20 protein-coding genes and 1 pseudogene are annotated in these 23,521 nt (G+C 72.1%); 15 read left to right on the top strand and 6 right to left on the bottom strand.

Going from position 1 to position 23,521, the window contains the following annotated elements; all coding sequences use genetic code 11:
• The coding region (locus ABT170_RS39920) for an AfsR/SARP family transcriptional regulator (protein ID WP_351876057.1) at window positions 1–1,550 on the bottom strand (1,550 nt) is incomplete at its 3' end.
• Between the two features lie 285 nt (window positions 1,551–1,835).
• Between ABT170_RS39920 and ABT170_RS39925 the strand changes: the two genes are divergently transcribed.
• Window positions 1,836–3,056, top strand: a complete 1,221-nt coding sequence (locus ABT170_RS39925) for an amidohydrolase family protein (protein ID WP_351876060.1) — start codon at window positions 1,836–1,838, stop codon at window positions 3,054–3,056.
• A gap of 179 nt (window positions 3,057–3,235) precedes the next feature.
• Here the strand turns inward: ABT170_RS39925 and ABT170_RS39930 are convergent, their stop codons facing one another.
• Together ABT170_RS39930 and ABT170_RS39935 are read right to left on the bottom strand one after the other, a co-directional pair.
• Window positions 3,236–4,063: a MerR family transcriptional regulator gene (locus ABT170_RS39930; RefSeq protein WP_329941615.1), complete on the bottom strand. Its 828-nt coding sequence runs from the start codon at window positions 4,061–4,063 to the stop codon at window positions 3,236–3,238.
• Between the two features lie 104 nt (window positions 4,064–4,167).
• Window positions 4,168–5,067, bottom strand: a complete 900-nt coding sequence (locus ABT170_RS39935) for a MurR/RpiR family transcriptional regulator (protein ID WP_443034241.1) — start codon at window positions 5,065–5,067, stop codon at window positions 4,168–4,170.
• A 129-nt stretch (window positions 5,068–5,196) separates the two neighbouring features.
• Between ABT170_RS39935 and ABT170_RS39940 the strand changes: the two genes are divergently transcribed.
• From ABT170_RS39940 to ABT170_RS39965, 6 genes are read left to right on the top strand one after another with little or no spacing between them, the layout of a single operon-like run.
• Window positions 5,197–6,447, top strand: coding sequence for a C45 family autoproteolytic acyltransferase/hydrolase (locus ABT170_RS39940; protein WP_351876064.1), 1,251 nt, complete (start codon window positions 5,197–5,199; stop codon window positions 6,445–6,447).
• Between the two features lie 13 nt (window positions 6,448–6,460).
• A complete protein-coding gene (locus tag ABT170_RS39945; protein WP_329941618.1) occupies window positions 6,461–8,110 on the top strand; it encodes an ABC transporter substrate-binding protein in 1,650 nt (549 codons plus the stop codon).
• A 7-nt stretch (window positions 8,111–8,117) separates the two neighbouring features.
• Window positions 8,118–9,065: an ABC transporter permease gene (locus ABT170_RS39950; protein WP_329941619.1), complete on the top strand. Its 948-nt coding sequence runs from the start codon at window positions 8,118–8,120 to the stop codon at window positions 9,063–9,065.
• Window positions 9,062–9,913: an ABC transporter permease gene (locus tag ABT170_RS39955; protein WP_351876069.1), complete on the top strand. Its 852-nt coding sequence runs from the start codon at window positions 9,062–9,064 to the stop codon at window positions 9,911–9,913. The genes ABT170_RS39950 and ABT170_RS39955 overlap by 4 nt, the downstream gene beginning before the upstream one ends.
• A 4-nt stretch (window positions 9,914–9,917) precedes the next feature.
• Window positions 9,918–10,937 (top strand): ABC transporter ATP-binding protein, encoded by a 1,020-nt coding sequence (locus ABT170_RS39960; RefSeq protein ID WP_329941621.1) that lies wholly within the window; start codon window positions 9,918–9,920, stop codon window positions 10,935–10,937.
• Complete coding sequence (locus ABT170_RS39965; RefSeq protein ID WP_351876073.1) at window positions 10,934–11,785, top strand: ABC transporter ATP-binding protein; 852 nt, start codon at window positions 10,934–10,936, stop codon at window positions 11,783–11,785. Before ABT170_RS39960 ends, ABT170_RS39965 begins: the two co-directional genes overlap by 4 nt.
• 97 nt (window positions 11,786–11,882) lie before the next feature.
• Here the strand turns inward: ABT170_RS39965 and ABT170_RS39970 are convergent, their stop codons facing one another.
• Window positions 11,883–12,089 (bottom strand): cold-shock protein, encoded by a 207-nt coding sequence (locus ABT170_RS39970; protein ID WP_329941623.1) that lies wholly within the window; start codon window positions 12,087–12,089, stop codon window positions 11,883–11,885.
• A 285-nt stretch (window positions 12,090–12,374) separates the two neighbouring features.
• Here ABT170_RS39970 and ABT170_RS39975 point away from each other — a divergent pair, with 285 nt between their 5' ends.
• The 5 genes from ABT170_RS39975 (at window position 12,375) to ABT170_RS39995 (ending at window position 18,200) form a co-directional block, all read left to right on the top strand.
• Window positions 12,375–13,253 carry a menaquinone biosynthetic enzyme MqnA/MqnD family protein gene (locus ABT170_RS39975; RefSeq protein ID WP_329941624.1) on the top strand — a complete coding sequence of 293 codons (879 nt, stop codon included), beginning with the start codon at window positions 12,375–12,377 and terminating at the stop codon, window positions 13,251–13,253.
• A 383-nt stretch (window positions 13,254–13,636) separates the two neighbouring features.
• Window positions 13,637–15,526: a serine/threonine-protein kinase gene (locus ABT170_RS39980; RefSeq protein WP_351876077.1), complete on the top strand. Its 1,890-nt coding sequence runs from the start codon at window positions 13,637–13,639 to the stop codon at window positions 15,524–15,526.
• A gap of 72 nt (window positions 15,527–15,598) precedes the next feature.
• Window positions 15,599–16,798, top strand: a complete 1,200-nt coding sequence (gene mqnC, locus ABT170_RS39985) for a cyclic dehypoxanthinyl futalosine synthase (RefSeq protein ID WP_266931855.1) — start codon at window positions 15,599–15,601, stop codon at window positions 16,796–16,798.
• Between the two features lie 15 nt (window positions 16,799–16,813).
• Window positions 16,814–17,473: an amidohydrolase family protein gene (locus ABT170_RS39990; protein WP_351876080.1), complete on the top strand. Its 660-nt coding sequence runs from the start codon at window positions 16,814–16,816 to the stop codon at window positions 17,471–17,473.
• 34 nt (window positions 17,474–17,507) lie between these two features.
• The gene (locus ABT170_RS39995; protein WP_266931851.1) at window positions 17,508–18,200 is read left to right on the top strand and encodes a demethylmenaquinone methyltransferase; all 693 of its coding nucleotides are present in this window, start codon (window positions 17,508–17,510) and stop codon (window positions 18,198–18,200) included.
• A 91-nt stretch (window positions 18,201–18,291) separates the two neighbouring features.
• On the opposite strand, the gene ABT170_RS40000 is transcribed toward ABT170_RS39995, so the two are convergent.
• A complete protein-coding gene (locus tag ABT170_RS40000) occupies window positions 18,292–18,810 on the bottom strand; it encodes a GNAT family N-acetyltransferase (protein ID WP_329941630.1) in 519 nt (172 codons plus the stop codon).
• Between the two features lie 97 nt (window positions 18,811–18,907).
• Between ABT170_RS40000 and ABT170_RS40005 the strand changes: the two genes are divergently transcribed.
• Window positions 18,908–20,191, top strand: a complete 1,284-nt coding sequence (locus ABT170_RS40005; protein WP_351876083.1) for a geranylgeranyl reductase family protein — start codon at window positions 18,908–18,910, stop codon at window positions 20,189–20,191.
• Between the two features lie 456 nt (window positions 20,192–20,647).
• Window positions 20,648–21,811: a Cmx/CmrA family chloramphenicol efflux MFS transporter gene (locus ABT170_RS40010; protein WP_329941628.1), complete on the top strand. Its 1,164-nt coding sequence runs from the start codon at window positions 20,648–20,650 to the stop codon at window positions 21,809–21,811.
• 61 nt (window positions 21,812–21,872) lie between these two features.
• On the opposite strand, the gene ABT170_RS40015 is transcribed toward ABT170_RS40010, so the two are convergent.
• A complete protein-coding gene (locus ABT170_RS40015) occupies window positions 21,873–22,841 on the bottom strand; it encodes an FAD-dependent oxidoreductase (protein WP_351876086.1) in 969 nt (322 codons plus the stop codon).
• A gap of 354 nt (window positions 22,842–23,195) precedes the next feature.
• On the opposite strand from ABT170_RS40015, the pseudogene ABT170_RS40020 reads away from it, so the two are divergent.
• Window positions 23,196–23,521: pseudogene (locus ABT170_RS40020) on the top strand (DUF4232 domain-containing protein); the annotation flags it as partial.

Here is a 23,521-nt window from a genome sequence, read left to right on the forward strand (position 1 = left end):
AGCCGGCGGCGCTCGTCGGCCAGTTTGGCGGCGAGGACGGAGACCGTCCAGGTGCGGCGGGCGGCCAGGCGGGAGGCGGCGATACGGATGGCCAGCGGCAGGAAGCCGCAGGAGGCCACCACGTCCAGCGCCGCCTCGCGCTCGGCACCGACCCGCTCCGTGCCCACGATCCGGGTGAAGAGCTGGAGCGCCTCCTCCGGGGACATCACATCGAGGTCCACCAGATGCGCGCCGGCCAGGTCGACCATGCGGACCCGGCTGGTGACCAGGGCCGCGCAGCCCGCCGTGCCGGGGAGCAGGGGGCGGATCTGGGCCGCGTCATGGGCGTTGTCCAGCACGACCAGGATGCGGCGCCCGTCCAGGGTGGAGCGGTACAGGGCCGCCCGTTCGTCCAGGGTGTCCGGTATCGCCGAGTCCGCGGTGCCGAGCGCGCGCAGGAACGAGCCGAGCACCGTTTCCGGCTCCGCCGCCCGGGAGCCGGCGCCCTGGAGGTCGACGTAGAGCTGGCCGTCCGGGAAGTGCGGGCGGGCCTGGTGGGCGACATGGACGGCGAGGGTCGTCTTGCCGACGCCCCCGATGCCGGCCAGCGCGGACACCGCCATCACCGAGCCCTCGGCGGTGGCGAGCCGGGCCCCCAGCTCCGTCACGAACGAGGTGCGGCCGGTGAAGTCGGGGACCGTGGCCGGGAGCTGGGCGGGACGGAGCGGGGCGGGCGGCGGTGCCGGTTCGTCGGCCGGGCGGGCCAGCTCCTCGTCGGCCTGGAGGATGCGCTGCTGGAGCTGGGCCAGCTCCGGGCGCGGGTCGACGCCCAGTTCCTCGGCGAGCAGCCGACGGGTGTCGGCGTACACCGCGAGGGCCTCGGCCTGGCGTCCGCTGCGGTACAGGGCGACCATCAGCAGTTCGCGCAGCCGCTCGCGCAGCGGGTGCGTGGCGGTGAGCGCGGTCAGTTCGGAGACCGCCTCCGCGTGGCAGCCGACCTCCAGGTCCAGGTCGAGACGGGTCTCGGTGAGCTGGAGGCGCCATTCTTCCAGCCGGGTGCGCTGGTTCTCCGCGTACGGGCCCGGTACGGAGGCGAGCGCCTCGCCGTCCCACAGGCCCAGCACCTTGTTGATCAGGGCGCGGGCCTGGCAGCGGTCGCCGCTCGCCCGGACCTTCTCCGCCTCGCCGGCCAGCTCCTGGGCGAGGTTGAGGTCCAGCGCGTCCTGCCGTGTCCGGATCGCGTAGCCGCCCGACTCGCTGTCCAGGGTGTCCGGGCCGAGCGCCTTGCGCAGCCGCGAGGCGTACGTCCGTACCGCCGCCAGCGCCTGGAGCGGCGGCTCCTCGCCCCAGATCGCGTCGATGAGTTCGGCCGCGGTGGCCGTCCGGCCGTCCCGCAGGAGCAGCGCGGTGAGCAGGGCCCGCTGCTGCGGGGAACCGGGGGGCAGCAGTTCGCCACCGCGCCAGGCGCGTACGGGACCGAGTACGGCGAACCGCAGTGCGCCACCGGCCGCGGGTTCTTCCGGAGCACGCTGCTCCGGCACACGCACGCGTGGCCCGTGGTGACGGTCCATTGATGCCCCCTGTCCTGCTCGCCTGCCGGTCCTGCCGGTGGTGCCCGTGCCGGTTTGCCCGCCTGTGCGTCGATGTAGGGCGGGTATCCGGATTGCTCCGTACCGCTGGTATCGCGCTCAACAGTCTGCCTTGTTTTAGGCCGACTCGTCAGCAGCGGGTGACGCTCTGCACAAGCCCTCGACAACGATTCGGGAACCAGGCGCCCTTCTCCGATACTCCCGGGAGCCGGTCCGATCGCGACAAGATAGCTGACGGTTCGTCAGATCGACGCTACCGTGGTACGCATGGAGACCTTCCCGAAGATCATCTCGGTGGACGACCACACGGTGGAGCCCGCTCATGTCTGGCGGGACCGGCTCCCGTCCAAGTACGCGGACTCCGGTCCGCGCATCGTCCGGGCGCCCCTCAAGGAAATGACCTTCATGGGCGGAAAGTTCGCGCCGGTGATGGGGGCGAAGGGCGACGAGGGGCCGATCGGCGACTGGTGGGTGTACGAGGATCTGCACCGTCCGCTCACCCGGCTGGACACCGCCGTCGGCTACGACAGGGACGAGATCAAGCTCGAAGTCATCACCTATGAGCAGATGCGCCCGGGTTCGTTCTCGGTGCCCGAGCGGCTCGCCGACATGGACGTCAACCACGTCCAGTCCGCGCTCTGTTTCCCCACCTTCCCGCGGTTCTGCGGGCAGACGTTCACCGAAGCGAAGGACCGTGAGCTGGGCCTGCTCGGCGTCCGCGCGTACAACGACTGGATGGTGGAGGAGTGGTGCGGCCCCGAGGCGCACGGCCGGCTCATCCCGCTCACCCTCGTCCCGCTGTGGGACGCGGAGCTGGCGGCGGCCGAGGTCCGGCGCAACGCCGCCCGGGGGGTGCGCGCGGTGGCGTTCTCCGAGATACCTCCCCATCTCGGGCTCCCGTCCATACATACGGACGAATGGGATCCGTTCCTGCGGGCCTGTGACGAGACGGGGACGGTGATCGCCATGCACATCGGCTCGTCCTCGAAGATGCCGTCCACCTCGGCCGACGCCCCGCCCGCCGTCGGCTCCACCATCACCTTCGCCAACTGCTGCTTCTCGATGGTCGACTGGCTGATGAGCGGCAAGTTCGAGCGCTTCCCGAATCTGCGGATCATGTACGCGGAGGGGCAGATCGGCTGGATTCCGTACATCCTGGAACGCGCCGACGTGGTCTGGGAGGAGAACCGGGGCTGGGGCGGGGTGGCCGACAAGGTCCACCGGCCGCCGTCGGAGCTGTTCACGGACCATGTGTACGGCTGCTTCTTCGACGACGCCTTCGGGCTGAAGAACCTCGACGCGATCGGTGTGGGGAACGTCCTGTACGAGACCGACTACCCGCACTCCGACTCCACCTGGCCCCGGTCCCGCGAGGTCGGCGAGGAGCAGATGGGGCACCTGGACTCGGATGTCGTGGACCGCATCGTGCGCCGCAACGCGATCGACCTGCTGGGGCTGACGGACGACGGGCTGTGGCCGGGGCGGTGAGCGAAGAGGGCGCAGGGGGGTGAGTGAAGGGGGCACGGGAGAGCGAGGGCGGGAGGGCAGCGCCGGGGCGTGAGGGCTGTGCCGGGGCGTGAGGCGTACGTCCCTCCTGCTCCCTGTCCTTCCCCCGTGCTCCCGGGCCCCGCCCCCGGCGCGTCCCCGCGGCGCGTCCCGCCCGGCGGTCAGACCGCGGTGACCGGCTCCTGGAGTTCCGTCACCCACTTCTCCCGGTCCTCGGGGCACTCCAGGCTGATCTCCCGGGCGTACCCCGCCGACCGGTATCCGCCGGCGTCGATCCAGCGGGCCAGGGTCTGGGCCGTCGGCAGGACGGCCTCCATCGGGCCCCGGTGCACGATCGTCGCCGCCTCGAACGGGGGCAGCTCCACCACGGTGATCCCCGTGTCACCCGCCGGGCCGACCGGTCCGGTGACCGTCACCCCGGCGTGCACGACGATCGCGCCGCCGCCGGCCGGGGCGTCCTCGTAGTACGCGACGCCCGGCCCGGACGGGGTGAGCCCCACCGTGCCCATCAGCGCGAACAGCCGGTCGTACAGCGGCACGATCACCGCCGTGATGTCCTCCGGCCCGAAACTCGCGGCGGTCCCGGTCAGCTCCGCCACCCGTACCGCCGGAACGGTCTTCAGCACGACATCGTCCGTGGGCATGTGCCCCTCGCTCTCGATCGACCGGAGCCTCGCCTCGACCTGCGCCAGCCGTGCCTCGGCCGCCGACCTGGCCGCCTCCAGTTCCGCCCGCCGCAGCCGCAGCATTCCGCGCAGCTCCTTCGGCCCCACCCGTTCGTCGAGCACGGCGCGCACCTGCTGGAGCGTGAAGCCGAGGTCCTTGAGGGCGATGATGCGGTTGAGGCGGGCGAGCTGAGCGGCACCGTAGAAGCGGTATCCGGTGGCGGGGTCGGTGCGGTCGGGGTGCAGCAGCCCGATGGCGTCGTAGTGACGCAGCATGCGGGGCGACACCCGCCCGTACCTGGCGAAGTCTCCGATGGTGAACATGACGGCTCCCACTGCACGGCTTCACACGGTGTCAAGGTCAAGGCCGGGTCCCGGGAGACCTTCCGCCGGGACCGGGGAGACCTGCGCCGGGACCGGCGGTCCGCTCAGTCGCGGCGCTTGCGGTCCAGCAGCTGTTCCCGCAGGGCCGTCAGCTGGTGGGAGGACTCCACGGCCCGGGTCTCGTCCAGGGTGGCCAGCGCCAGCAGCAGCGCGTCGGCGACCAGCAGCCCCGTCAGCGATTCCGCCGTGATCCCGGTCGGGGTGTGCGGCGCGGTCAGGACCGCCTCGACCCGGTCCGCGTACGCCTCGCCCAGCTCGTCCGTGACCAGGACGACCTTGGCGCCGACCGCGCGGGCGCGGTCCATCATGACCGACAGCTCCACCAGCCGACGGCCCGGCTGGAAGATCACCACGGCGTCGCCCTGCCCGAGCGCCAGGAGCTGGTCGGCCAGCGCGAAGCCGGTCTCGGAGACGAACCGGGCCCGGCGGCCGATCCGGCCGAGCGCCAGCGCCAGATGCCGGGCACCTGCCTCGGAGGCGGCGATCCCGTAGCAGAACACCTCGCGCGCCTCGGCGAGAGCGGCCACCGAGCGCTTCAGCGCCTCCGGTTCGGTGAGCCGTCTGGCCTGGTCGATGCGCTCATGGGCCTCGTCGAAGACATCGGCCCAGATGGAGTCCAGATCCTGGCCCACATAGGCGATCCGCTGCTTGAGGCGCACCTCGGGAGCGACCGCCGCGGTGAAGTCATTGGCCAGCTCCCGCTTCAGCGCGGGCAGTCCGGCGTAACCGAGCCGCTGGAGGGCGCGTACGACGGTGGCGTTGCTGGTGGAGCTGGCGACGCCCAGCTCCTGGGCGCTGGCGAAGAGCAACTGCTCGACGGGTGCGCTGACCAGATACTGCGCCACGGCACGCTCGGAAGCGGACAGTTCCTCCCATTGATCGCGAATCGCGGCCCGAAGACGCGTCACTCCGGTCTCGTTCTCTGGAATTTCCATTACAAGCATTGACTTCCGTGTGACCGGCGTTACTGTCCTGGGCAGTACGTTCCAAAGGGAACGCTTTCTGAAATCGACGTTACAGGATCGTGGTGGTCCCGCGACGCCGTTTCGGAGCGTTCCGTCGCGAGGAGAAGAATGGCACCCCGTCCCACGGAACCCGCCCCCGCCCGGGTCCTCCCGGTCATCGAGATCTCCGGCAGCCCCCTCGACCGGGGCCGCCAGTACGGCGAGGCCGTACGGCCCCAACTGCACGCCGCCCTCGGCTACTACGAGGAGGCCTTCGGCCAGTCCGCCGGTCTGACCTGGGACCGGGTCGCCGCCCGCGCCGCCCGCTGGCTGGAACCCGTCACCGCCTACGCACCCCACCTCGTCGAGGAGATGCGGGGCATCGCGGACGGCGCCGGGGTCGGTCTGCTGGACGTCCTCGCCCTGAACGCCCGGGGCGAGGTCATCTACGACAAGTCGTTCGCCCGGATGGAGGCCGAGGAGCACACGGGCACGGCACGCCCCGACGAGCGGACGGGCACGGCACTTCCCGCCGGGGGGACCGCCGGGGAGCTGACCGAGGAGGAGCCCGCCGAGGGCTGCACCTCCTTCGCCGCCTACGGCGAGGCCAGCGGCGACGGCCATGTCTACGCCGGGCAGAACTGGGACTGGCGGGCCGGAGTCGCCGACACCGTCGTGATGATCCGGATCGTCCAGCCGCCGAAGCCGACCCTGATCATGCAGGTCGAGGCCGGACAGATCGGCCGCCAGGGCGCCAACTCCGCCGGGATCGCCTTCAACGCCAACGGACTCGGCGGCCGTTTCGACGACACGGTCGGGCTGCCCCAGACCGTCGTACGCCGCAGCGTCCTGGACCAGAGCAACATCACCGACGCCCTCGACGTGCTCTGCCGCACCCGGGCCCACATCGCCAGCAACGCCCTGCTCACCTGCCGCGAGGGCTTCGCCATCGACCTGGAGACCACCCCCGCGGGGCACGGCTGGATGTACCCGACCGACGGGCTGCTGGTGCACGGCAACCACTACCAGGCCGGCATCCCCGCCCCCCTGGCCGCCGCCGGATACCGCCCCATGTCCTCCGATTCCCTGGTCCGTGTCCCGCGCGCCGAACAGGGCCTCGGAGCACTGCGCGGCTCCACCGGGCCCGAGGAGTCGCGGGGGATCGTCCGCCGCGCGATGTCGGACCACCTCGGCCACCCCGAGTCGCTGTGCACCCACCCGGACCCCCGGCAGCCGGTCATCAAGCACTGGACGACCCTCGTCTCCTCGCTGGCCGACCTCACCACCGGCGACTACCACGTCACCGCCGGGACCCCCTGCGACCGCGAGTACCAGCACCTCCCCTGGAACCTCTACGACGGCCCGTACGGCCAGAACTGACAGGACGCACGTGATGACCCACACCACTTCACGCAGAACGGCCCTCGCCGCGGGCCTCGTCGCCGCGACGCTCGCCGCGGGCTGCAGCGGCGCCACCGGGAACACCGCGGGCAGCGGCGGCGCCACCGACGCCGCCGCACGGGAACTCACCCCGGTCACCGCCCCGGCCAAGGGCGGACTCGCGGGCGTCGACTGGCTCCTGGAGGACGAACCGGACTCCCTCGACCTGGACACCCAGGGCTCCAGCGCGGGCCGCGTCGTCCTCACCAACGTCTGCGAGCGGCTCTACCAGCTCCAGCCGGACATGTCGACGAAGCCCTTCCTCGCCGAGAAGGCCGAGACGCCCGACGACAAGACCCTCGTCCTGACCCTGCGCGACGGCGTCACCTTCCACGACGGCACCCCGATGACCGCCGACGACGTGCTGTGGAGCCTTGAGCGGCACGCCGACCCGGACATGGAACAGGGCGACGAGTTCGGCAATGTCGCCACGATGAAGAAGACCGGCGACCGCCGGATCACCATCACCTTCAAGGCGCCGGACGCCATGTTCTTCAAGGCGCTCGCCGGGGACGCGGGCATCGTCTGGAACAAGGAGCAGGTCGAGAAGGCGGGCAAGGACTTCGGCACCCCGGGACAGCCCGACGCGTGTACCGGCCCGTACACGCTCGGCGGCTGGAAGTCCGGGGACTCCATCACCATCGAGCGCTACGACGCGTACTGGGGCGAGAAGCCCCTGACCAAGAAGGTCACCTTCCGCTGGGCCACCGACAGCGCCCTCGTCAACGCGCTCACGACCGGCGCCGCCGACGGCGCGTACGCCGAATCGCCCAACACCGCCTCCGCGCTCGACGGCAAGAAGGGCATCGAGCAGCACTACGGACCCTCCACCGCCTCCCTCGTCCTCATCCCGACCGAACGCGGCGGGCTCAAGGACCCCGCGGTCCGCCGGGCCCTCTCGCTCGCCCTGGACCGCAAGGGCATCGCCGCCTCCGGCTACGGCGGCATGGTCCAGCCCTGGGGCACCCCCGTCGGCTCCGGCGCGTGGGGCTACGAGAAGCCCGTCTTCGAGGCCGCCCAGAAGGACATCGCGTACGCCCCCGCCGGCCCCACCGCCGACGATCTCGCCGCCGCCAGGGAACTGGTGAAGGGCGCGGGAGCCGACGCGGCCACCCCCATCGTGATCGGCACGGACGCCAGCCAGGGCCGCACCGTCGTCGCCAACGCCGTGCGCGCGGCGCTCCAGCGGATCGGCCTCAAGGGGCAGATCAAGACGGTGCCGACCGCGCAGTTCGAGCAGTTCTACAGCGACCCGGAGATCCGCGGCGAGATCGATGTGCTGGTCGGCGACTGGTACATCTCCAAGGCCGACCCGATGGGTTTCTACGACAACGCCCTCTCCGACTCCTCCAACAACTGGGTCGGCTTCAAGGACGAGGCGTACGACGCCAAGGTGAAGCAGGCGCTCGGCACCCTCGACGACGCCGCCCGCGCCAAGCTCACCGTCGAGGTCCAGAAGACGTTCACCGACGCCGCGGTCTGGATCTCCGTCGCCCAGGTCCCGTCCGTCCTCGTCCTGAACGACGAACTGACCGGACCGCCCGCCTCCATGGCCTACCTCTACTACCCGTGGGCCGCCGAACTCGGCGCGAAGAAGGGCTGATTCCGCGATGCTCGCCCGGATCTCCCGGCGGCTGGCCGGACTGCTGGCCACCCTCCTCGCCGCCTCGTTCGTCATCTTCGCCGCCGTCTACGCGGCACCCGGCGACCCCGCCGTCTTCCTGGCCGGCGGCCGCGACAAGCTCACCCCGGAGAAGCTGGAACTGGTCCGGGCGCAGTACCACCTCGACGAGCCCCTCGTCGTGCAGTACGGGCGCTGGCTCGGGGACTGCCTCCAGTTCGACCTCGGCCGCTCCTTCAAGTACAGCGACCAGGTGGCCGATCTGCTCACCGCCCGCTTCCCGACGACGCTCGCCCTGGTGGCGTACGCGACCGTGCTCTTCGTCGTCCTCGGCGTCGGCGCGGGCGTCCTCGCCGCCGTCCGCCGCGGCACCTGGATCGACTCCGCCGTCGTCGGCGGCACGACCCTGGCCGCCTCGGTCCCCTCGTTCGTCTCGGCCATCGCGCTGGTCGCCCTGTTCGGCGTGCGGCTGGGCTGGTTCCCGGTGACGGGCAGCGGCGAGGGCTTCGCCGGCACCCTGCACCATCTGACCCTGCCCGCCCTGGCCCTGGCGCTGGGCGCACTCGCGCTGATCAGCCGGGTGACCCGGCAGGCGATGGCCGACGCGGGCGCCGCCGACCATGTGGAGGTCGCCCGCGCCTCCGGCATCCCGGAGCGCGAGATCGTGCTCCGGCACGTCCTGCGCAACGCGCTGGGCCCCATCGTCACCATGTGCGGCCTCGTCATGGCGGGCATGCTGGCCGGCACGGTCGTCGTGGAGACCGCCTTCGGGATCAGCGGCATCGGCTCGCTGCTCGTCGGCGCCATCAACACGCACGACTTCCCGGTCGCCCAGGCCGTACTCCTGCTGATGGTCACCGGCTACATCGTGGTGACCACCCTCGTCGACCTGGTGCACCCGCTGCTCGACCCCCGGGTGAAGGAGGCCGCCGCATGAGCGCGACCCTGTCCACTCCGCTCACCCATGAACAGCCGGGGAACCGGCGTCCGGCGGGCGTCGTCGTCGCGGGAGCGGCCCTCGTCCTGGTGGCGCTCGCCGCCGTGGCCGCCCCGCTGCTCGCCCCGTACGCCCCCGACGCCATCGACCTGTCCGCGTCGCTGAACGGCACCTCCGCCGCCCATCTCCTGGGCACCGACTCCTCCGGTCAGGACCTGCTGTCACGGGTGCTGTACGGAGCCCGCACCAGCCTGATCGCCCCGGTGCTGCTGCTCGCCATCGCCGCCGTCCTCGGGGTCGCCCTGGGCACCCTCGCGGCCTGGCGCGGCGGCTGGGCCGACACCGTGATCTCCCGGCTCACCGACGTCATGTACGCCTTCCCCGGGCTGCTGTTCACCGTGCTGATCATCGCGGTCTTCGGCGCCGGAATGACGACCTCCGTACTCGCGCTCGGACTCGCCTACACCCCGACCGTCGCCAAGTACACCCGCTCCGTGGCGCTCGCCGAACGCCGCAAGCCCTACATCGACGCCTACCGCGTCCAGGGCATGGGCGGCGCCCGGATCTGCGCCCGCCATCTCGTCCCCAACCTCGGCCGGTCGATCACCGGCTATCTGGTGGTGCTGTTCGGCGAGGCCCTGATGTCGCTGGCCACCCTCTCCTACCTGGGCTTCGGCGCCCAGCCGCCCAGCTCCGACTGGGGGCTGATGGTGCAGGAGGGGCAGGCCGCCGTCGTCCAGGGCGCGCTCCTGCCGGCCATGGTGCCCGGCGTCGCCATCGCGCTCGTCGTGGTGTCCTTCAACGTCGTCGGGGTCTGGGCCGCCGACCGACTCGACAGCGGGAGGTAGCCGCATGCTCCTCGACATCGACAACCTCACCCTCGAACTCCCCGGCGCCGCCCGGCCCCTGCTGACCCAGGTCTCCCTGCGGGTGGCGAGCGGGGAAGTGGTCGGCCTGGTCGGCGAGTCCGGCTCCGGCAAGTCCACGACCGCCAAGGCCGCGCTGCGTACGCTCCCCGACGGCACCGCCGCCTCCGGTTCGGTACGCGTCGACGGCACCGACGTCCTCGCGCTGAGCGGGGAGGCGCTGCGCGAACACCGCGCCCGTACGGTCGCGATGGTCCACCAGGATCCGCGCTCGGCCCTCAACCCGGTCCGCCGCATCGGCGACTTCCTGGTCGAGCGGCTCGCCGGGACCGGCCTGGACAAGCGGGCGGCCCGTGCCCGCGCGGTCGAGCTGCTGGACACGGTGGGCCTCTCCGATCCGGAGCGCCGGGTCCGCCAGCGCCCGCACGAACTCTCCGGCGGCATGCTCCAGCGGGTCGTCATCGCCGGCGCGCTGGCCGCCGAACCCCGGCTGCTGCTCGCCGACGAGGCGACCAGCGCCCTGGACGTCACCACCCAGGCGGAGATCCTGGCCCTGCTGCGCACCCTGCGCGCCGAACGGAGCCTGGGCCTGCTGTTCATCACGCACGACCTGCACCTGGCCGCCGCCTACTGCGACCGTGTGTACGTGATGTACGCGGGCCGGGTCGTCGAGGAACAGCCCGCCGGGGCCCTCTTCGACCGGCCCCGGCACCCGTACACCCGGGGGCTGCTGGCCTGCTCGCCCACCCTGGGGGAGGGGGAGCGGGAGATCCGGCCGATCCCGGGGCGTCCGCCGTCGCTGGCGGACGCGTTCGGCGGCTGCGAGTTCGCGGACCGCTGCCCGGAGGCCGAACCGGAGTGCTCGGCCCGGCGGCCCGAGCCGGTCCCGCTGGACGGCGGGGGCACCGCGTCCTGCCGCCGCCTGCCCGCGCTCGTGGGCATGGCCCCGACAGCCCCGGCGGTCCCGCTCGCGGACCCGGCCACGGAGAAGAGGAGTGCGCGATGACGCTGCTGGCCGTGGAAGGGCTGCGGAAGACCTACGCGCTGCCCGGCAAGGGGCGCCTCACCGCCGCCGACTCGATCACCTTCACCGTCCCGGCGGGCGGCTCCCTGGGGATCGTCGGGGAGTCCGGTTCGGGGAAGACGACCGTGGCCCGGATGCTGGTGGGCCTGGTCCGGCCCGACGAGGGCACCGTCACCGTGGACGGGCGGCCCCGTGACCGGCGGACGCCGCGCGGGCGGGCGGCCAGGCTGGCGCGCGCCCGGGAGATCCAGATGGTGTTCCAGGACCCGTACGTCTCGCTGGACCCCCGGCTCACCGCCCGGCAGTGCCTGACCACGGCGCTGCGGCTGCACGGCCGCGAGGAGACCCTCGCCGAGGGGCTGCTGGACCGGGTGGGCCTCGGCGCCCGGGAGGCGGAGGCCCGGCCGCACGGCCTGTCCGGCGGCCAGCGCCAGCGCCTGGCCATCGCCCGCGCCCTGGCCGTCGGCCCCAAGGTGCTGGTCCTCGACGAGGCGGTGGCCGCGCTCGACGTCTCGATCCAGGCGCAGATCCTCCAGCTGCTCGGCGAGATCCGCCGGGACACCGGGGTCGCCCTGGTCTTCGTCAGCCACGATCTGGCGGTCGTCCAGCACATCACCGACGAGGTGGTGGTGATGCGCCGGGGCACGACGGTGGAACAGGGGCCGACGTCCGGGGTGCTGGCCGAGCCGCGGGACCCGTACACCAGGCTGCTGCTGGCCTCGGTGCCCCGGGTGGGCTGGGATCCGGCGGACGCGGTCGGAGCGCGTGCCGCCACGTTGGGCGCGGAACCGGCAGGGGCGGTGGGGGGCGCGGGACCGGCCGCCCCGTAATTCAGGAAAAAGGGCAGGAGCCCCGCTCCTCCGCCGAAGCGGGGGAGCGGGGCTCCTTGGGTACTGCAAAACGGCCGCGATCGGCCTACCCGGGCAACTAGGAGGCCGGGGTGACGTTCTCAGCCTGCGGACCCTTGGGGCCCTGAGTGACGTCGAAGTTCACGACCTGGTTCTCCTCAAGGGAGCGGAACCCGGCCGCGTTGATCGCGGAGTAGTGGACGAAGACATCCGGGCCGCCGCCGTCCTGGGCGATGAAGCCGAAGCCCTTTTCAGCGTTGAACCACTTGACGGTTCCGGTAGCCATAAGCCCTCCTTGGGCCAAAGGGTTGCCCTGCTCCAGAACCTGCAAACAAGTCTGAAAACTACAAAAGCCTGCGGGTTACATGCTCCGCAGGCTCTGTACTGCAAGGGAAACCAAACTGCAACTTGCGGCGAGCCTAGCACGCAGCCTCTGGGGAGCGGTAGAGGGAAAGATCACTTCACTCGAATGTTTGATTGCCGCGCCGATCGCGTGACGCGGAGGCGGTCCGGGAGGGTGTCGCGTCGCCCCGGTGGCGCACTCGGCCGGGCACAGGTCTAGCCTCAGGATGTGGACAATTCAACCGCCTCTCCCGTCGATGGCGACGACCGTCGCAGCCGGCCGCGCGTCGGTCACATCCAGTTCCTGAACTGCCTCCCCCTCTACTGGGGTCTGGCGCGGACGGGGACCCTGCTGGACCTGGAGCTCTCGAAGGACACCCCGGAGAGACTCAGCGAGCAGCTGGTCAGGGGCGACCTGGACATCGGCCCCGTCACGCTGGTGGAGTTCCTCCGCAACGCCGACGACCTCGTGGCCTTCCCCGACATCGCGGTCGGCTGCGACGGGCCCGTCATGTCGTGCGTCATCGTCTCCCAGCTGCCGCTGGAGCAGCTCGACCGGGCCCGGGTGGCGCTCGGTTCGACCTCCCGCACCTCCGTGCGGCTGGCCCAGCTGCTGCTCGCCGAGCGCTACGGAGTGCGGCCGGACTACTACACCTGCCCGCCCGACCTCGGGCTGATGATGCAGGAGGCGGACGCCGCGGTCCTGATCGGTGACGCCGCGCTGCGCGCCAACCTGCACGACGCGCCCCGCCTCGGTCTCCAGGTCCATGACCTGGGCCTGATGTGGAAGGAGTGGACGGGGCTGCCGTTCGTCTTCGCGGTCTGGGCCGCCCGCAAGGACTATCTGGCCGCCCAGCCCGAGCAGGCCGCCAAGGTGCACGAGGCGTTCCTCGCCTCCCGTGACCTCTCCCTGGAGGAGGTCACCAAGGTGGCGGAGCAGGCCGCGCGCTGGGAGTCCTTCGACGCGGAGGTGCTGGAGCAGTACTTCACGACGCTGGACTTCCGTTTCGGTCCCGATCAACTGGCGGGAGTACGGGAGTTCGCGCGCCGGACCGGATCGGACACCGGCTATCCCACGGACGTGAACGTGGAGCTGCTCGGCGGCTGACGGCGGCGGACCGGCGGGGAACATACGGGAGTCGTACGGGGCGGCCGGGAGTGGCCGACGGCCGTCCCGGGAAGAGATACCGGGAATGGATGAATCCCGTACCGTCGTGCCGTTTATCGGTGCGGCGGTGAATGGAGCGAATGGAACGAATGGGCCGGGCATACGTCCGGTGCGGGATGCCGAATAGTGGATGTCGTCCGGGGTGAGTCTCGTTTGCATCCCGGTATCGATCGGATGAACGACACATTCGCGCCTTTTACTGTGGCGAAAACCTCCCTTCGTGCCCTTAGGGGGGAAATCGGTAACACGTTTCCCTGTGACCTCATGACCACCGCCCCCTAGGCTTCGGTCGGAGGTCCGGACGGTCCACAGGGGGAGTCCTTATGCAGCCGCTGGAAGCCGGCGAACCGCACACCATCGGTGCCTACCGGCTGCTCGGCAGGCTCGGGGCGGGCGGCATGGGCCGGGTCTATCTGGGGCGCAGCGCGGGAGGACGTACCGTCGCGGTCAAGGTCGTCCACCCCCACTTCGCCCTCGACGAGCAGTTCCGGGCCAGGTTCCGGCGCGAGGTGGAGGCCGCCCGGCGCATCGGCGCCCAGTGGACGGCCCCGGTCCTGGACGCCGACCCGAACGCGCCCGTGCCCTGGGTCGCGACCGGCTACGTGGCCGGGCCCCCGCTGTCCGAGGCGGTCACCGAGCACGGCCCGCTGCCGGAGCACGCGGTACGCACCCTGGGCGCGAGCCTCGCCGAAGCGCTCGCCGTCGTCCACGGACAGGGCATCGTCCACCGGGACGTGAAGCCGTCCAATGTGCTGCTCGCGCTCGCCGGCCCCCGGCTGATCGACTTCGGCATCGCCAGGGCGCTGGGTGCCACCGTCTCGCTCACCTCCACCGGGGTCTCCGTCGGCTCGCCCGGCTACATGGCACCCGAGCAGATCCGGGGCCACGATGTCTCGGGCGCGGCCGATGTCTTCTCACTGGGCGCGGTCCTCGCGTACGCGGCCACCGGCGTCGCCCCCTTCGTCGGCGACTCGTCCGCCGTGCTCCTCTACAAGGTGGTGCACGAGGAACCCGAGCTGGGCGAGCTGGAGGGCGAGCTGCGTCAGGTGGTCGCCGGGTGTCTGGCCAAGGAGCCCGCCGACCGGCCCGCCCCGGCCGATCTCGCCCGCACGCTCGCGCCCGGCGGGGCCGCCGCGATGGTGGCGGGCGGCTGGCTGCCGGGGCCGTTGGTGCGTGAGGTCAGCCGGGCCGCGGTGGCGCTGCTGGACCTGGAGCCGCAGGACGTACCGGTGCAGACGGGGCCGGTGCCGTTCAGCAACGCGTCGCTGGAGGTCCAGGACGCGGGGGCGGACAGCCGGGGCGGGCAGGAGGCCGAGGGGACAGCCGCCGGGCGGGGGGTGTTCGGGCCGCCGGTTCCTCCGGGACCCCTCGCCCCGCCCGCCTTCCCTTCGGCGCCTCCCCCGGCGTCCCCCGCTTTCTCCTCTTCCTCCTCTCCCTTCTCGCCCCTCTCACCCTTCCCGTCCGTTTCCTCCGTCTCCGCCGCGGAGGCGGAGAGCGGGGCGGGCGGGCTGCCGGGGCAGCGCACGCCGGACCCCCGGTTCTCCGTCACGGTGAACGCCGAGACCCACCCTGCGGACGCGCGCCGGGGCCGCCGGGTCAGCTGCACGGTCGCCCTGGCCGTGGCGAGCGCGCTCGCCGTGGTGATGGTGGGCACCGGCCTGCTCGGCAATGTGCTGCCGGGCGGGGGAACGGACGCCCAGAAGGGCAACGACGCCGCGGCCACCCCGCCCTCCGCGACCGGTAAGCCCTCAGCGACAGGGAAGCCGTCCGCGACCGGGAAGCCGTCCCCCGGTGGCTCCGCCTCCGAGCCGTCCGACCCCGGCGGCCGTCAGGTGAGCGAGCTGCCGAAGGAGTTCATCGGCACCTGGAAGGGCGAGCTGACGGAGCGGACGACCGGGCAGCCGCACGGCGTACTCACCGCGGTGTTCACCGAGGGGAAGCGCGGCAGCGACGTGGTCCGGATGACCACGACGGTCTCCAGCCTCGGCATCAGCGTCAGCTGTCACAGCGTCGGCACCCTCGCCTCCGGCACCGCCGAGGAGCTGACCTTCGACGAGCGCACCGATCCCGACCGTCCCGGCACGGCGGGTCTGTGCACCACGACCACCGCCGAGGTCGTCTTCGCCAGGAGCGGCGGCGACAAGCTGTTCTTCCGGTCCAAGGAGCGCGGCGCCGGTCTGCCGTACGGGACGCTGGCCCGGTCCGGCCGCTGATGGCACCACGGGCTGGCGTAGGCTGGATCGGTCCGTGGATCCATAGAAAAACCGCCGAAAGGTGACAGCCCGGTGACCGAGAAGGCCGACCTTCAGCCCGTCCTCGACCGAGCCGCCGAAGGCGGTCGGATCACCCCTCAGGAAGCCCTCGACCTCTACCGGTCGGCGCCCCTGCACGCGCTGGGCGCGGCTGCCGACGCCGTGCGCCGGCGCCGTTACGCGGGTACGGAGCACATCGCGACGTACATCATCGAGCGCAACATCAACTACACCAACGTGTGCGTCACGGCCTGCAAGTTCTGCGCCTTCTACGCCGCGCCCAAGGACACCGCCAAGGGCTGGTCCCGCGACCTCGACGACATCCTGCGCCGCTGCGCGGAGACCGTGGAGCTGGGCGGCACGCAGATCATGTTCCAGGGCGGCCACCACCCGGACTACGGCGTCGAGTACTACGAGGAGCACTTCTCCGCGATCAAGAAGGCGTTCCCGCAGCTGGTCATCCACTCGCTGGGCGCCTCCGAGATCGAGCACATGGCCCGGATCTCCAAGGTGTCGGCGAAGGAGGCCATCCAGCGGATCCACGCCGCCGGTCTCGACTCCTTCGCGGGCGCGGGCGCCGAGCTGCTGCCCGCCCGGCCGCGCACCGCGATCGCCCCGCTCAAGGAGTCCGGCGAGCGCTGGCTGGAGATCATGGAGATCGCCCACGGCCTCGGGGTCGAGTCCACCTCCACCATGCTCATGGGCACCGGCGAGACCAACGCCGAGCGCATCGAGCACCTGCGCATGATCCGCGACGTCCAGGACCGTACGGGCGGCTTCCGCGCCTTCATCCCGTACACGTACCAGCCCGAGAACAACAAGCTGAAGGGCCGCACGCAGGCCACCCTCTTCGAGTACCTGCGGATGATCGCCATCGCCCGGCTCTTCCTGGACAACGTCGCCCACATCCAGGGCTCCTGGCTGACCACCGGCAAGGAGGTCGGCCAGCTGTCGCTGCACTACGGCGCCGACGACCTCGGCTCGATCATGCTGGAGGAGAACGTCGTCTCCTCGGCCGGTGCCAAGCACCGCTCCAACCGCATGGAGATCATCGACCTGATCCGCAAGGCGGACCGCGTCCCGGCCCAGCGCGCCACGACGTACGAGCACCTCGTCGTGCACGACGACCCGGCGATGGACCCGGTCGACGAGCGCGTCGTCTCGCACATCTCGTCCACCGCGATCGAGGGCGGCACGGCCCACCCGGAGCTGAAGCTCCTCAGCACCAACTAGGCCCCGGGCGCTCCCTTGCTGACGATCCACACCGCGGACCTGCTGCTGCCGGGCCCCGGGCGCGAGCCCGTGCCCGGCGGTGCCGTCCTCGTCGAGGGGCGCCTGATCGTGGCCGCCGGTCCGTACGAGGAGCTGGCCACCGCCCGGCCGGCCGCCAGGGTCCGCCGCTGGCCGGGTCTGCTGACGCCCGGCCTGTTCAACCCGTACGGCTCCGAACTGCTGGAGCGGACCTACCACCCCGACCCGCGCGAGGCCGACGCCCTGGGCACCGAGCCGCTCACCGGCGCCGCGCTCGACGCCCTCGGCATGACGGACACCCGCTGGGGCGCGAGCGCCCGGCGCGGGGTGCAGCGGATGCTGGCGCACGGCACCGTCGCCGTCGCGGGCCCGCTGACCCGGGACACGGTGGCGGACGCCGTGCACCGGGCCGGCCTGGCGCTGCGGGCGCGCTCCGGAGGGGGCGGGACCCCGGGCCGGGCGTCCCTGGACCCGCTGGACCCGCGGGCGGGGCAGCCGCTGGACGAGGCGATGCCGTCGCCGCACCTGGACTCCCCGGGCCGCGGGGCGGACTTCGCGGTCTTCGACGTACCGGACGCGGCGGGCCTCGCGGCGGTGGGCGCCGCGTCCTGCGTGGTCACGGTGCTCGCCGGGCGGATGGTCCACCGGCGGCGCTGACGGCCCGCTCCGGCCGGACTGCTTGAATGGGAGGGTGACCCGAGCCTCCCTGGAAAAGCAGCCGCACGAAGTCGCCTCGATGTTCGACGACGTGGCCAGACGCTATGACCTGACCAACGATGTGATCTCACTCGGACAGGCCAGGCTCTGGCGCAAGGAGGTCGCCAAGGCGGTGGACGCCCGGCCGGCCCAGAAGATCCTGGACCTGGCCGCCGGTACCGCCACCTCCTCGCAGCCCTTCGCGCAGGCGGGCGCCTATGTGGTGCCCTGCGACTTCTCGCTCGGCATGCTCAGGGTCGGCAAGGAACGGCACCCGTGGATGCCGTTCACCGCCGGGGACGGGACGAAGCTCCCGTTCAAGGACGAGACGTTCGACGCCGTCACGATCTCCTTCGGGCTGCGCAACATCCAGGACACCGATGCCGCGCTGCGCGAGCTGTACCGGGTGACCAAGCCCGGCGGCCGGGTCGTCATCTGCGAGTTCTCCCAGCCGACCTGGACGCCGTTCCGCACGGTCTACATCGAGTACCTGATGCGGGCGCTGCCGTCCGCCGCCCGCGCGGTGTCCTCCAACCCCGACGCGTACGTCTACCTCGCCGAGTCGATCCGCGCCTGGCCCGACCAGGCCGGTCTCGCCTCCCGGCTCCAGGACGCCGGCTGGTCGAAGGTGGCCTGGCGCAATCTCACCGGCGGAGTGGTGGCCCTGCACCGGGGCGTACGCGCCTGACGGCGGCTGCCGCCCGGGGCTCGCGCCTGACGCCGCCCGGCGGCCGGGTCACCGCCCGGCGCCGGGCAGCCCCGGCCCCCGCAGCCCCGGCTCACAGCTCCAGCCGGAAGCACCACCCCACCTGTCCCGCCCGAGGGGTCGTGTAGGTCTCGGCCCGGCGCATCCCGAGCCGTTCGGCCACCGCGACCGACCGGGCGTTACGGGAGTCGACCATCGCGACCACCTCCCGCACCCCGGCCGCCCGCACCCGCTCCAGCGCGGTGCGGGCGGCGGCGGTGGCGTACCCCCTGCCCCAGGCCGCACGCCCCAGCCGCCAGCCGATCTCTATCTCGCCCACCGGGCCGTACGTGGTGTGCGGCCACGGCTGCGCGCCGGTGAACCCGAGGACGCTGTCCTCCTGATCGGTCACGGTCCACAGGCAGTAGCCCAGCTCCGCGTCGTGCCGCCGCTGCCGCGCGGTCAGCTCCTCGTACACCGAGAACTCGGCGGTGCGGCCCCCGAAGAACTCCATCACCTCGGGATCGTCGAACACCCGGTGCCAGGTCAGGGCGTCCTCGTCGGTCGGTACTCGCAGACGTACGGCGGGGTGCGGAACAGGCGCGTTCGACATCAGGGAGCCCTTCGGGAGGTTGATCAGCAGGCCCCCATAGACTGCACGGGACATGTGCCGCGCGGCACGCGATTTCGAGTCTTCGGGAGATCCGACCGTGACCGAGCCCCTCTCCGAGCACAGCGCGGACGTGATCGTCGTCGGAGCGGGCCCAGCCGGCTCCACGACCGCCTACCACCTCGCCAGGTCCGGACTGGATGTCCTGCTCCTGGAGAAGACGGCCTTCCCCCGGGAGAAGGTCTGCGGCGACGGCCTCACGCCGCGCGCCACCAAGCAGCTCGTCTCCATGGGCATCGACATCTCCGAAGAGGCCGGCTGGCTGCGCAACAAGGGCCTGCGCATCATCGGCGGCGGCGTCCGGCTCCAGCTGGACTGGCCCGACCTCGCCTCGTACCCGGACTACGGCCTGGTGCGCAAGCGCGACGACTTCGACGAGCAGCTGGCCCGCCAGGCGCAGAAGGCGGGCGCCCGGCTGTACGAGCGCTGCAACGTCGGCGCGCCCGTCATCGACGAGCGCACCGGCCGCATCACCGGAGTCGACGCCAAGCTCGGCGAGGAGAAGACCCCGGTCACCTTCCACGCCCCGCTCGTCGTCGCCGCCGACGGCAACTCCACCCGGCTCTCCCTCGCGATGGGCCTGCACCGCCGCGAGGACCGCCCGATGGGCGTCGCGGTCCGTACGTACTTCACCTCGCCCCGCCACGACGACGACTACCTGGAGTCCTGGCTGGAGCTGTGGGACCGGCGCGGCGCCGAGGACCGGCTGCTGCCCGGCTACGGCTGGATCTTCGGCATGGGCGACGGCACGTCCAACGTCGGCCTCGGCATCCTCAACTCCTCCTCCGCCTTCAAGGAGCTGGACTGGCGCGAGGTACTCAAGGCATGGTGCGCGTCCATGCCGGAGGACTGGGGCTACACCCCGGAGAACATGACGGCCCCGATCCGGGGCGCCGCGCTCCCGATGGCCTTCAACCGCCAGCCGCACTACACCAAGGGCCTGCTGCTCGTCGGTGACGCGGGCGGCATGGTCAACCCGTTCAACGGCGAGGGCATCGCGTACGCCATGGAGTCGGGCCAGATCGCCGCCGACGTCATCGTCCAGGCCCACGCCCGCGCCACCCCGGCGCAGCGCGAACTGGCCCTGCACAACTACCCGAAGGTGCTCAAGGAGACCTACGGCGGCTACTACACGCTGGGCCGCGCCTTCGTGAAGCTGATCGGCAACCCGAAGGTCATGAAGATCGCCACACAGCGCGGTCTCACCCACCCGCTCCTGATGAAGTTCACGCTGAAGATGCTCGCCAACCTCACCGACCCCACGGGCGGCGACGCGATGGACCGCATCATCAACGGCCTGTCCAAGGTCGCCCCGAAGGCCTGAGCGGACGGGGCCGCCCGCCCGGCAGCAACAGGGCCGCCCGCCCGCCACTCGGCCGGGCGGGCGGCCCGTTCCCGTTATCCGCTGGCACCCGGGCCGCCCGGCCGGATAGGGTCGCCCCCATGTCCAGCCCCGAGTCCGACAGACCGAGGCCACCGGTGCGCCGGTGGCCGAGCCGGTACTGACCGACGCCGGGTGACCCACAGGGTCACGGGCATCTCCTCGTACGGCTCCCTCGCCGCCGGTTCACCGCGGGTACGGGCCGTTCCCCCCTCGGTCACGCGCGCCTGAGCGCGGTCCACCGAGTCATGCCCTCGCGATATGCAGGGCATTCTTCCGCGTCGCCATGCCGTCGCCCGCCGGATCCGCTCCGGCGCGCACGACGGGGCGTGGGCCCGTATCCCCGCACACAGATCTGTCCGGTCCACCGACGGTTCCGTCCAAGGGGTTCTCGCTCCCATGCCATTCGCTGTCTACGTCCTCGGGCTCGCGGTCTTCGCCCAGGGCACCTCGGAGTTCATGCTGTCCGGGCTTGTCTCGGGCATCGCCGACGACCTGAACGTCTCCCTGTCCGCCGCCGGTCTGCTGACCTCGTCCTTCGCGGTCGGGATGGTGATCGGCGCGCCCCTCATGGCGCTCTTCAGCCGCACCTGGCCCCGCCGCCGGGCCCTGCTGCTGTTCCTCACGGTGTTCGTCGCCGTACATGTCGTGGGGGCGCTCACCCCGAACTACGGAGTGCTCCTCGCGACCCGTTTCGTCGGCGCCCTCGCCAACGCGGGCTTCTGGGCGGTGGCCCTGACGACGGCCGTCTCCCTGGTCCCGGCACACCTCAAGGGCCGTGCCGCGGCGGTGGTCGTCGGCGGGGTCACGGTCGCCTGCGTGGTCGGGGTTCCGGCCGGTGCGGTGCTGGGGGAGCGGTGGGGGTGGCGGGCGGCGTTCTGGGCGGTCGCCCTCGTCTCCGTACCCGCCGTCCTGGCGATCCTCCGCAGCATCCCGGGCGGACGGCCCGAGGCCGAACCCGTACCCGTCCGCGCCGAGCTGCGCGTCCTGGCCCGTCCCCGGCTGCGGCTCACCCTGCTCACGATGGCCCTGGTCCAGGGGGCGACCTTCTGCACGTTCTCGTACCTGGAACCGCTCCTGACCCGGGAGACGGAGCTGAGCGCGGGATGGGTCCCGGCGGCGCTCGCGCTCTTCGGCGTGGGCTCGTTCCTCGGCGTCACCGTGGCGGGCCGGTTCGCCGACCTCCACCCCACGGCCCTGATCGCCTCCGGCATGCTCGCCCTCACCCTCGGCTGGAGCGCCCTGGCCCTGACGGCGGGCAGCCCGGTGGCGGTCCTCTCCCTGATCCTGGTGCAGGGGATGCTCGCCTTCGGTACGGGAACAGCCCTGATCACCCGGGTCCTCGACCAGGCCCCGGACGCCCCGACCCTCGCGGGCGCCTTCTCCACCACCGCCTTCAACCTGGGCGCCACGGTGGGCCCCTGGGCGGGCGGCCTGGCCCTGGACGCCGGATTCGGCTACCGGGCGCCGGTCTGGGTGAGCGGCGCGCTGATGCTGCTCGCCCTGGTCACGGCCGGGGCACGGCGGGCGTTCGTCCGGGTGGACAGTGTGAGGGCCGGGTAGCGCGGCCGGCGCCGGGCACCCCGGTCCCGGCGCCGGCTGTGCCCCTGCGTGCCTGTGCGGATCAGTCCCCGGCGGACAACTCCCGTACGGCGTAGTAGGCGTGCAGCGCGGCCTCGCTGCCCGAACCCAGGGCGGTCATGATCCGCTGGAAGCGGGCGGAGCGCAGGTCACCGGCGATGAACACCCGGGAATGCTGACCGGCCGGCGGGCAGTAGCCGTCCGCACCGCGCATGAGGTCACCGTGCGGGGCGGTGGGCGCGCTTCCGAGGCTCAGGTAGGCGGCGTCCGCCGTGACCGTACGCCGCTCCCCGCCCCCGCCCACCGCCTCCGCCGTCACCGAGGCGCCTTCGGAGGGCGTCAGGGTCAGGTGTGCGACGGGCAGGAGCGTGACCCGGGGATCGTCGCGGATCTCTTCCGTCTTGTACGTGTCGGTGTCCGGGTGCGCCACGAGCAGGCGGGTGCCGGTGGCCGGGTGGGCGCGCAGGAAGGTGCCGATCGGGCGGTCGCCGCCGAGGACGAGGAGGGTACGGCCCTCGGCGTCGTCCGCGCCCGCCCGCCAGAGCGGAGGCAGCGTCAGGCCGCCGGGAGCGGTGATCCAGGACACGTCGCCGGGCTGGAGGGGGCCGACGCCGGTGGCCACGACGGCGTACGGGGCGGTGAGGCGGGCACCCGTGTCCAGGGTGACGGCGATGTGGTCCTCGTGGGCGCGGAGTTCGACGACATGACGGCCGAGTTCCGGACGGCACAGCTCCGTGCTCCTCAGCTCCGCCGTGATGGCCTCGGCGAGCGCGGGGCCACTGGTGTAGCCGCCGAGGACGTTGTTCAGAGCGGTGACGCGGTAGAGGCTGCGGCACAGGGTGTCCGGCTCGACCAGGACCGAGCGCATGCCGACACTGGCCGCCGTACGCACGGCGGCACAGCCCGCCGGGCCGCCTCCGACGACGATCAGGTCGGTGTCGTGTGTGGCGTCGGCGTCGGCGTCGGCGCCGGGGGCGGCGGGCGAACGGGGGTGGGACGGTGTGTCGGGCATGGGGTCATTCCAGCACCGGAAGCTCCGTGTACGCGGCGAGTTGAGGACGGTATGCCGTCGGCTGTGGTCAAGGTGCGTCGGGTCACGGGTCTGTCCCAGCGGCCGGTGTCCGCGAGGACGATGCGGAACGGTGGTGGGAACCGTTGTCGCGGCTGGCCCGCGTCGTGCTCCGGGCGGGTGCGGGCGGGCGGTGGTGCGTACGGTGCCGGGCTGTGCGTGTAACAGCCGTGTCCTAGGGGCTGGTTGGGCGGAACGGCAGGCGGGTTCCGGTGGGTCCTGGTGATCAGAAACGCTCGCTCGTACCGACCCGTACCGAGCGGCCGACCCTGCCAGCCGATACTGAGGGAAGTCACGATGCGCGTCTACAAGCTCACCTTCGCAGCCCTGGCCGTTGCCGCGAGCCTCTCGCTCACGGCCTGCCAGAGCGGAGATTCCGGTACGGGACAGAGCGCCCCGTCGTCCGCGTCCAACGGGTCGTCGGCGGGCGGTTCGGATCAGGACGGCGCGAAGGACACCGCCGGCAGGAGCTCCAGCGGGAAGGGCGCGGCTGTCGGGACCGGCTCCAACGTGTCCAGCAAGGTCGGCAAGTGCCGTACGGACGAGTTGGAGGTCACGGCGTCGGACCAGAGCATCAGTGACGAGTCCGAGGGCACCGTCGTGGTGGAGTTCAAGAACGGCGG

It is taken from the genome of Streptomyces sp. NPDC001787 (genome assembly GCF_040297465.1).
Lineage (GTDB): Bacteria > Actinomycetota > Actinomycetes > Streptomycetales > Streptomycetaceae > Streptomyces.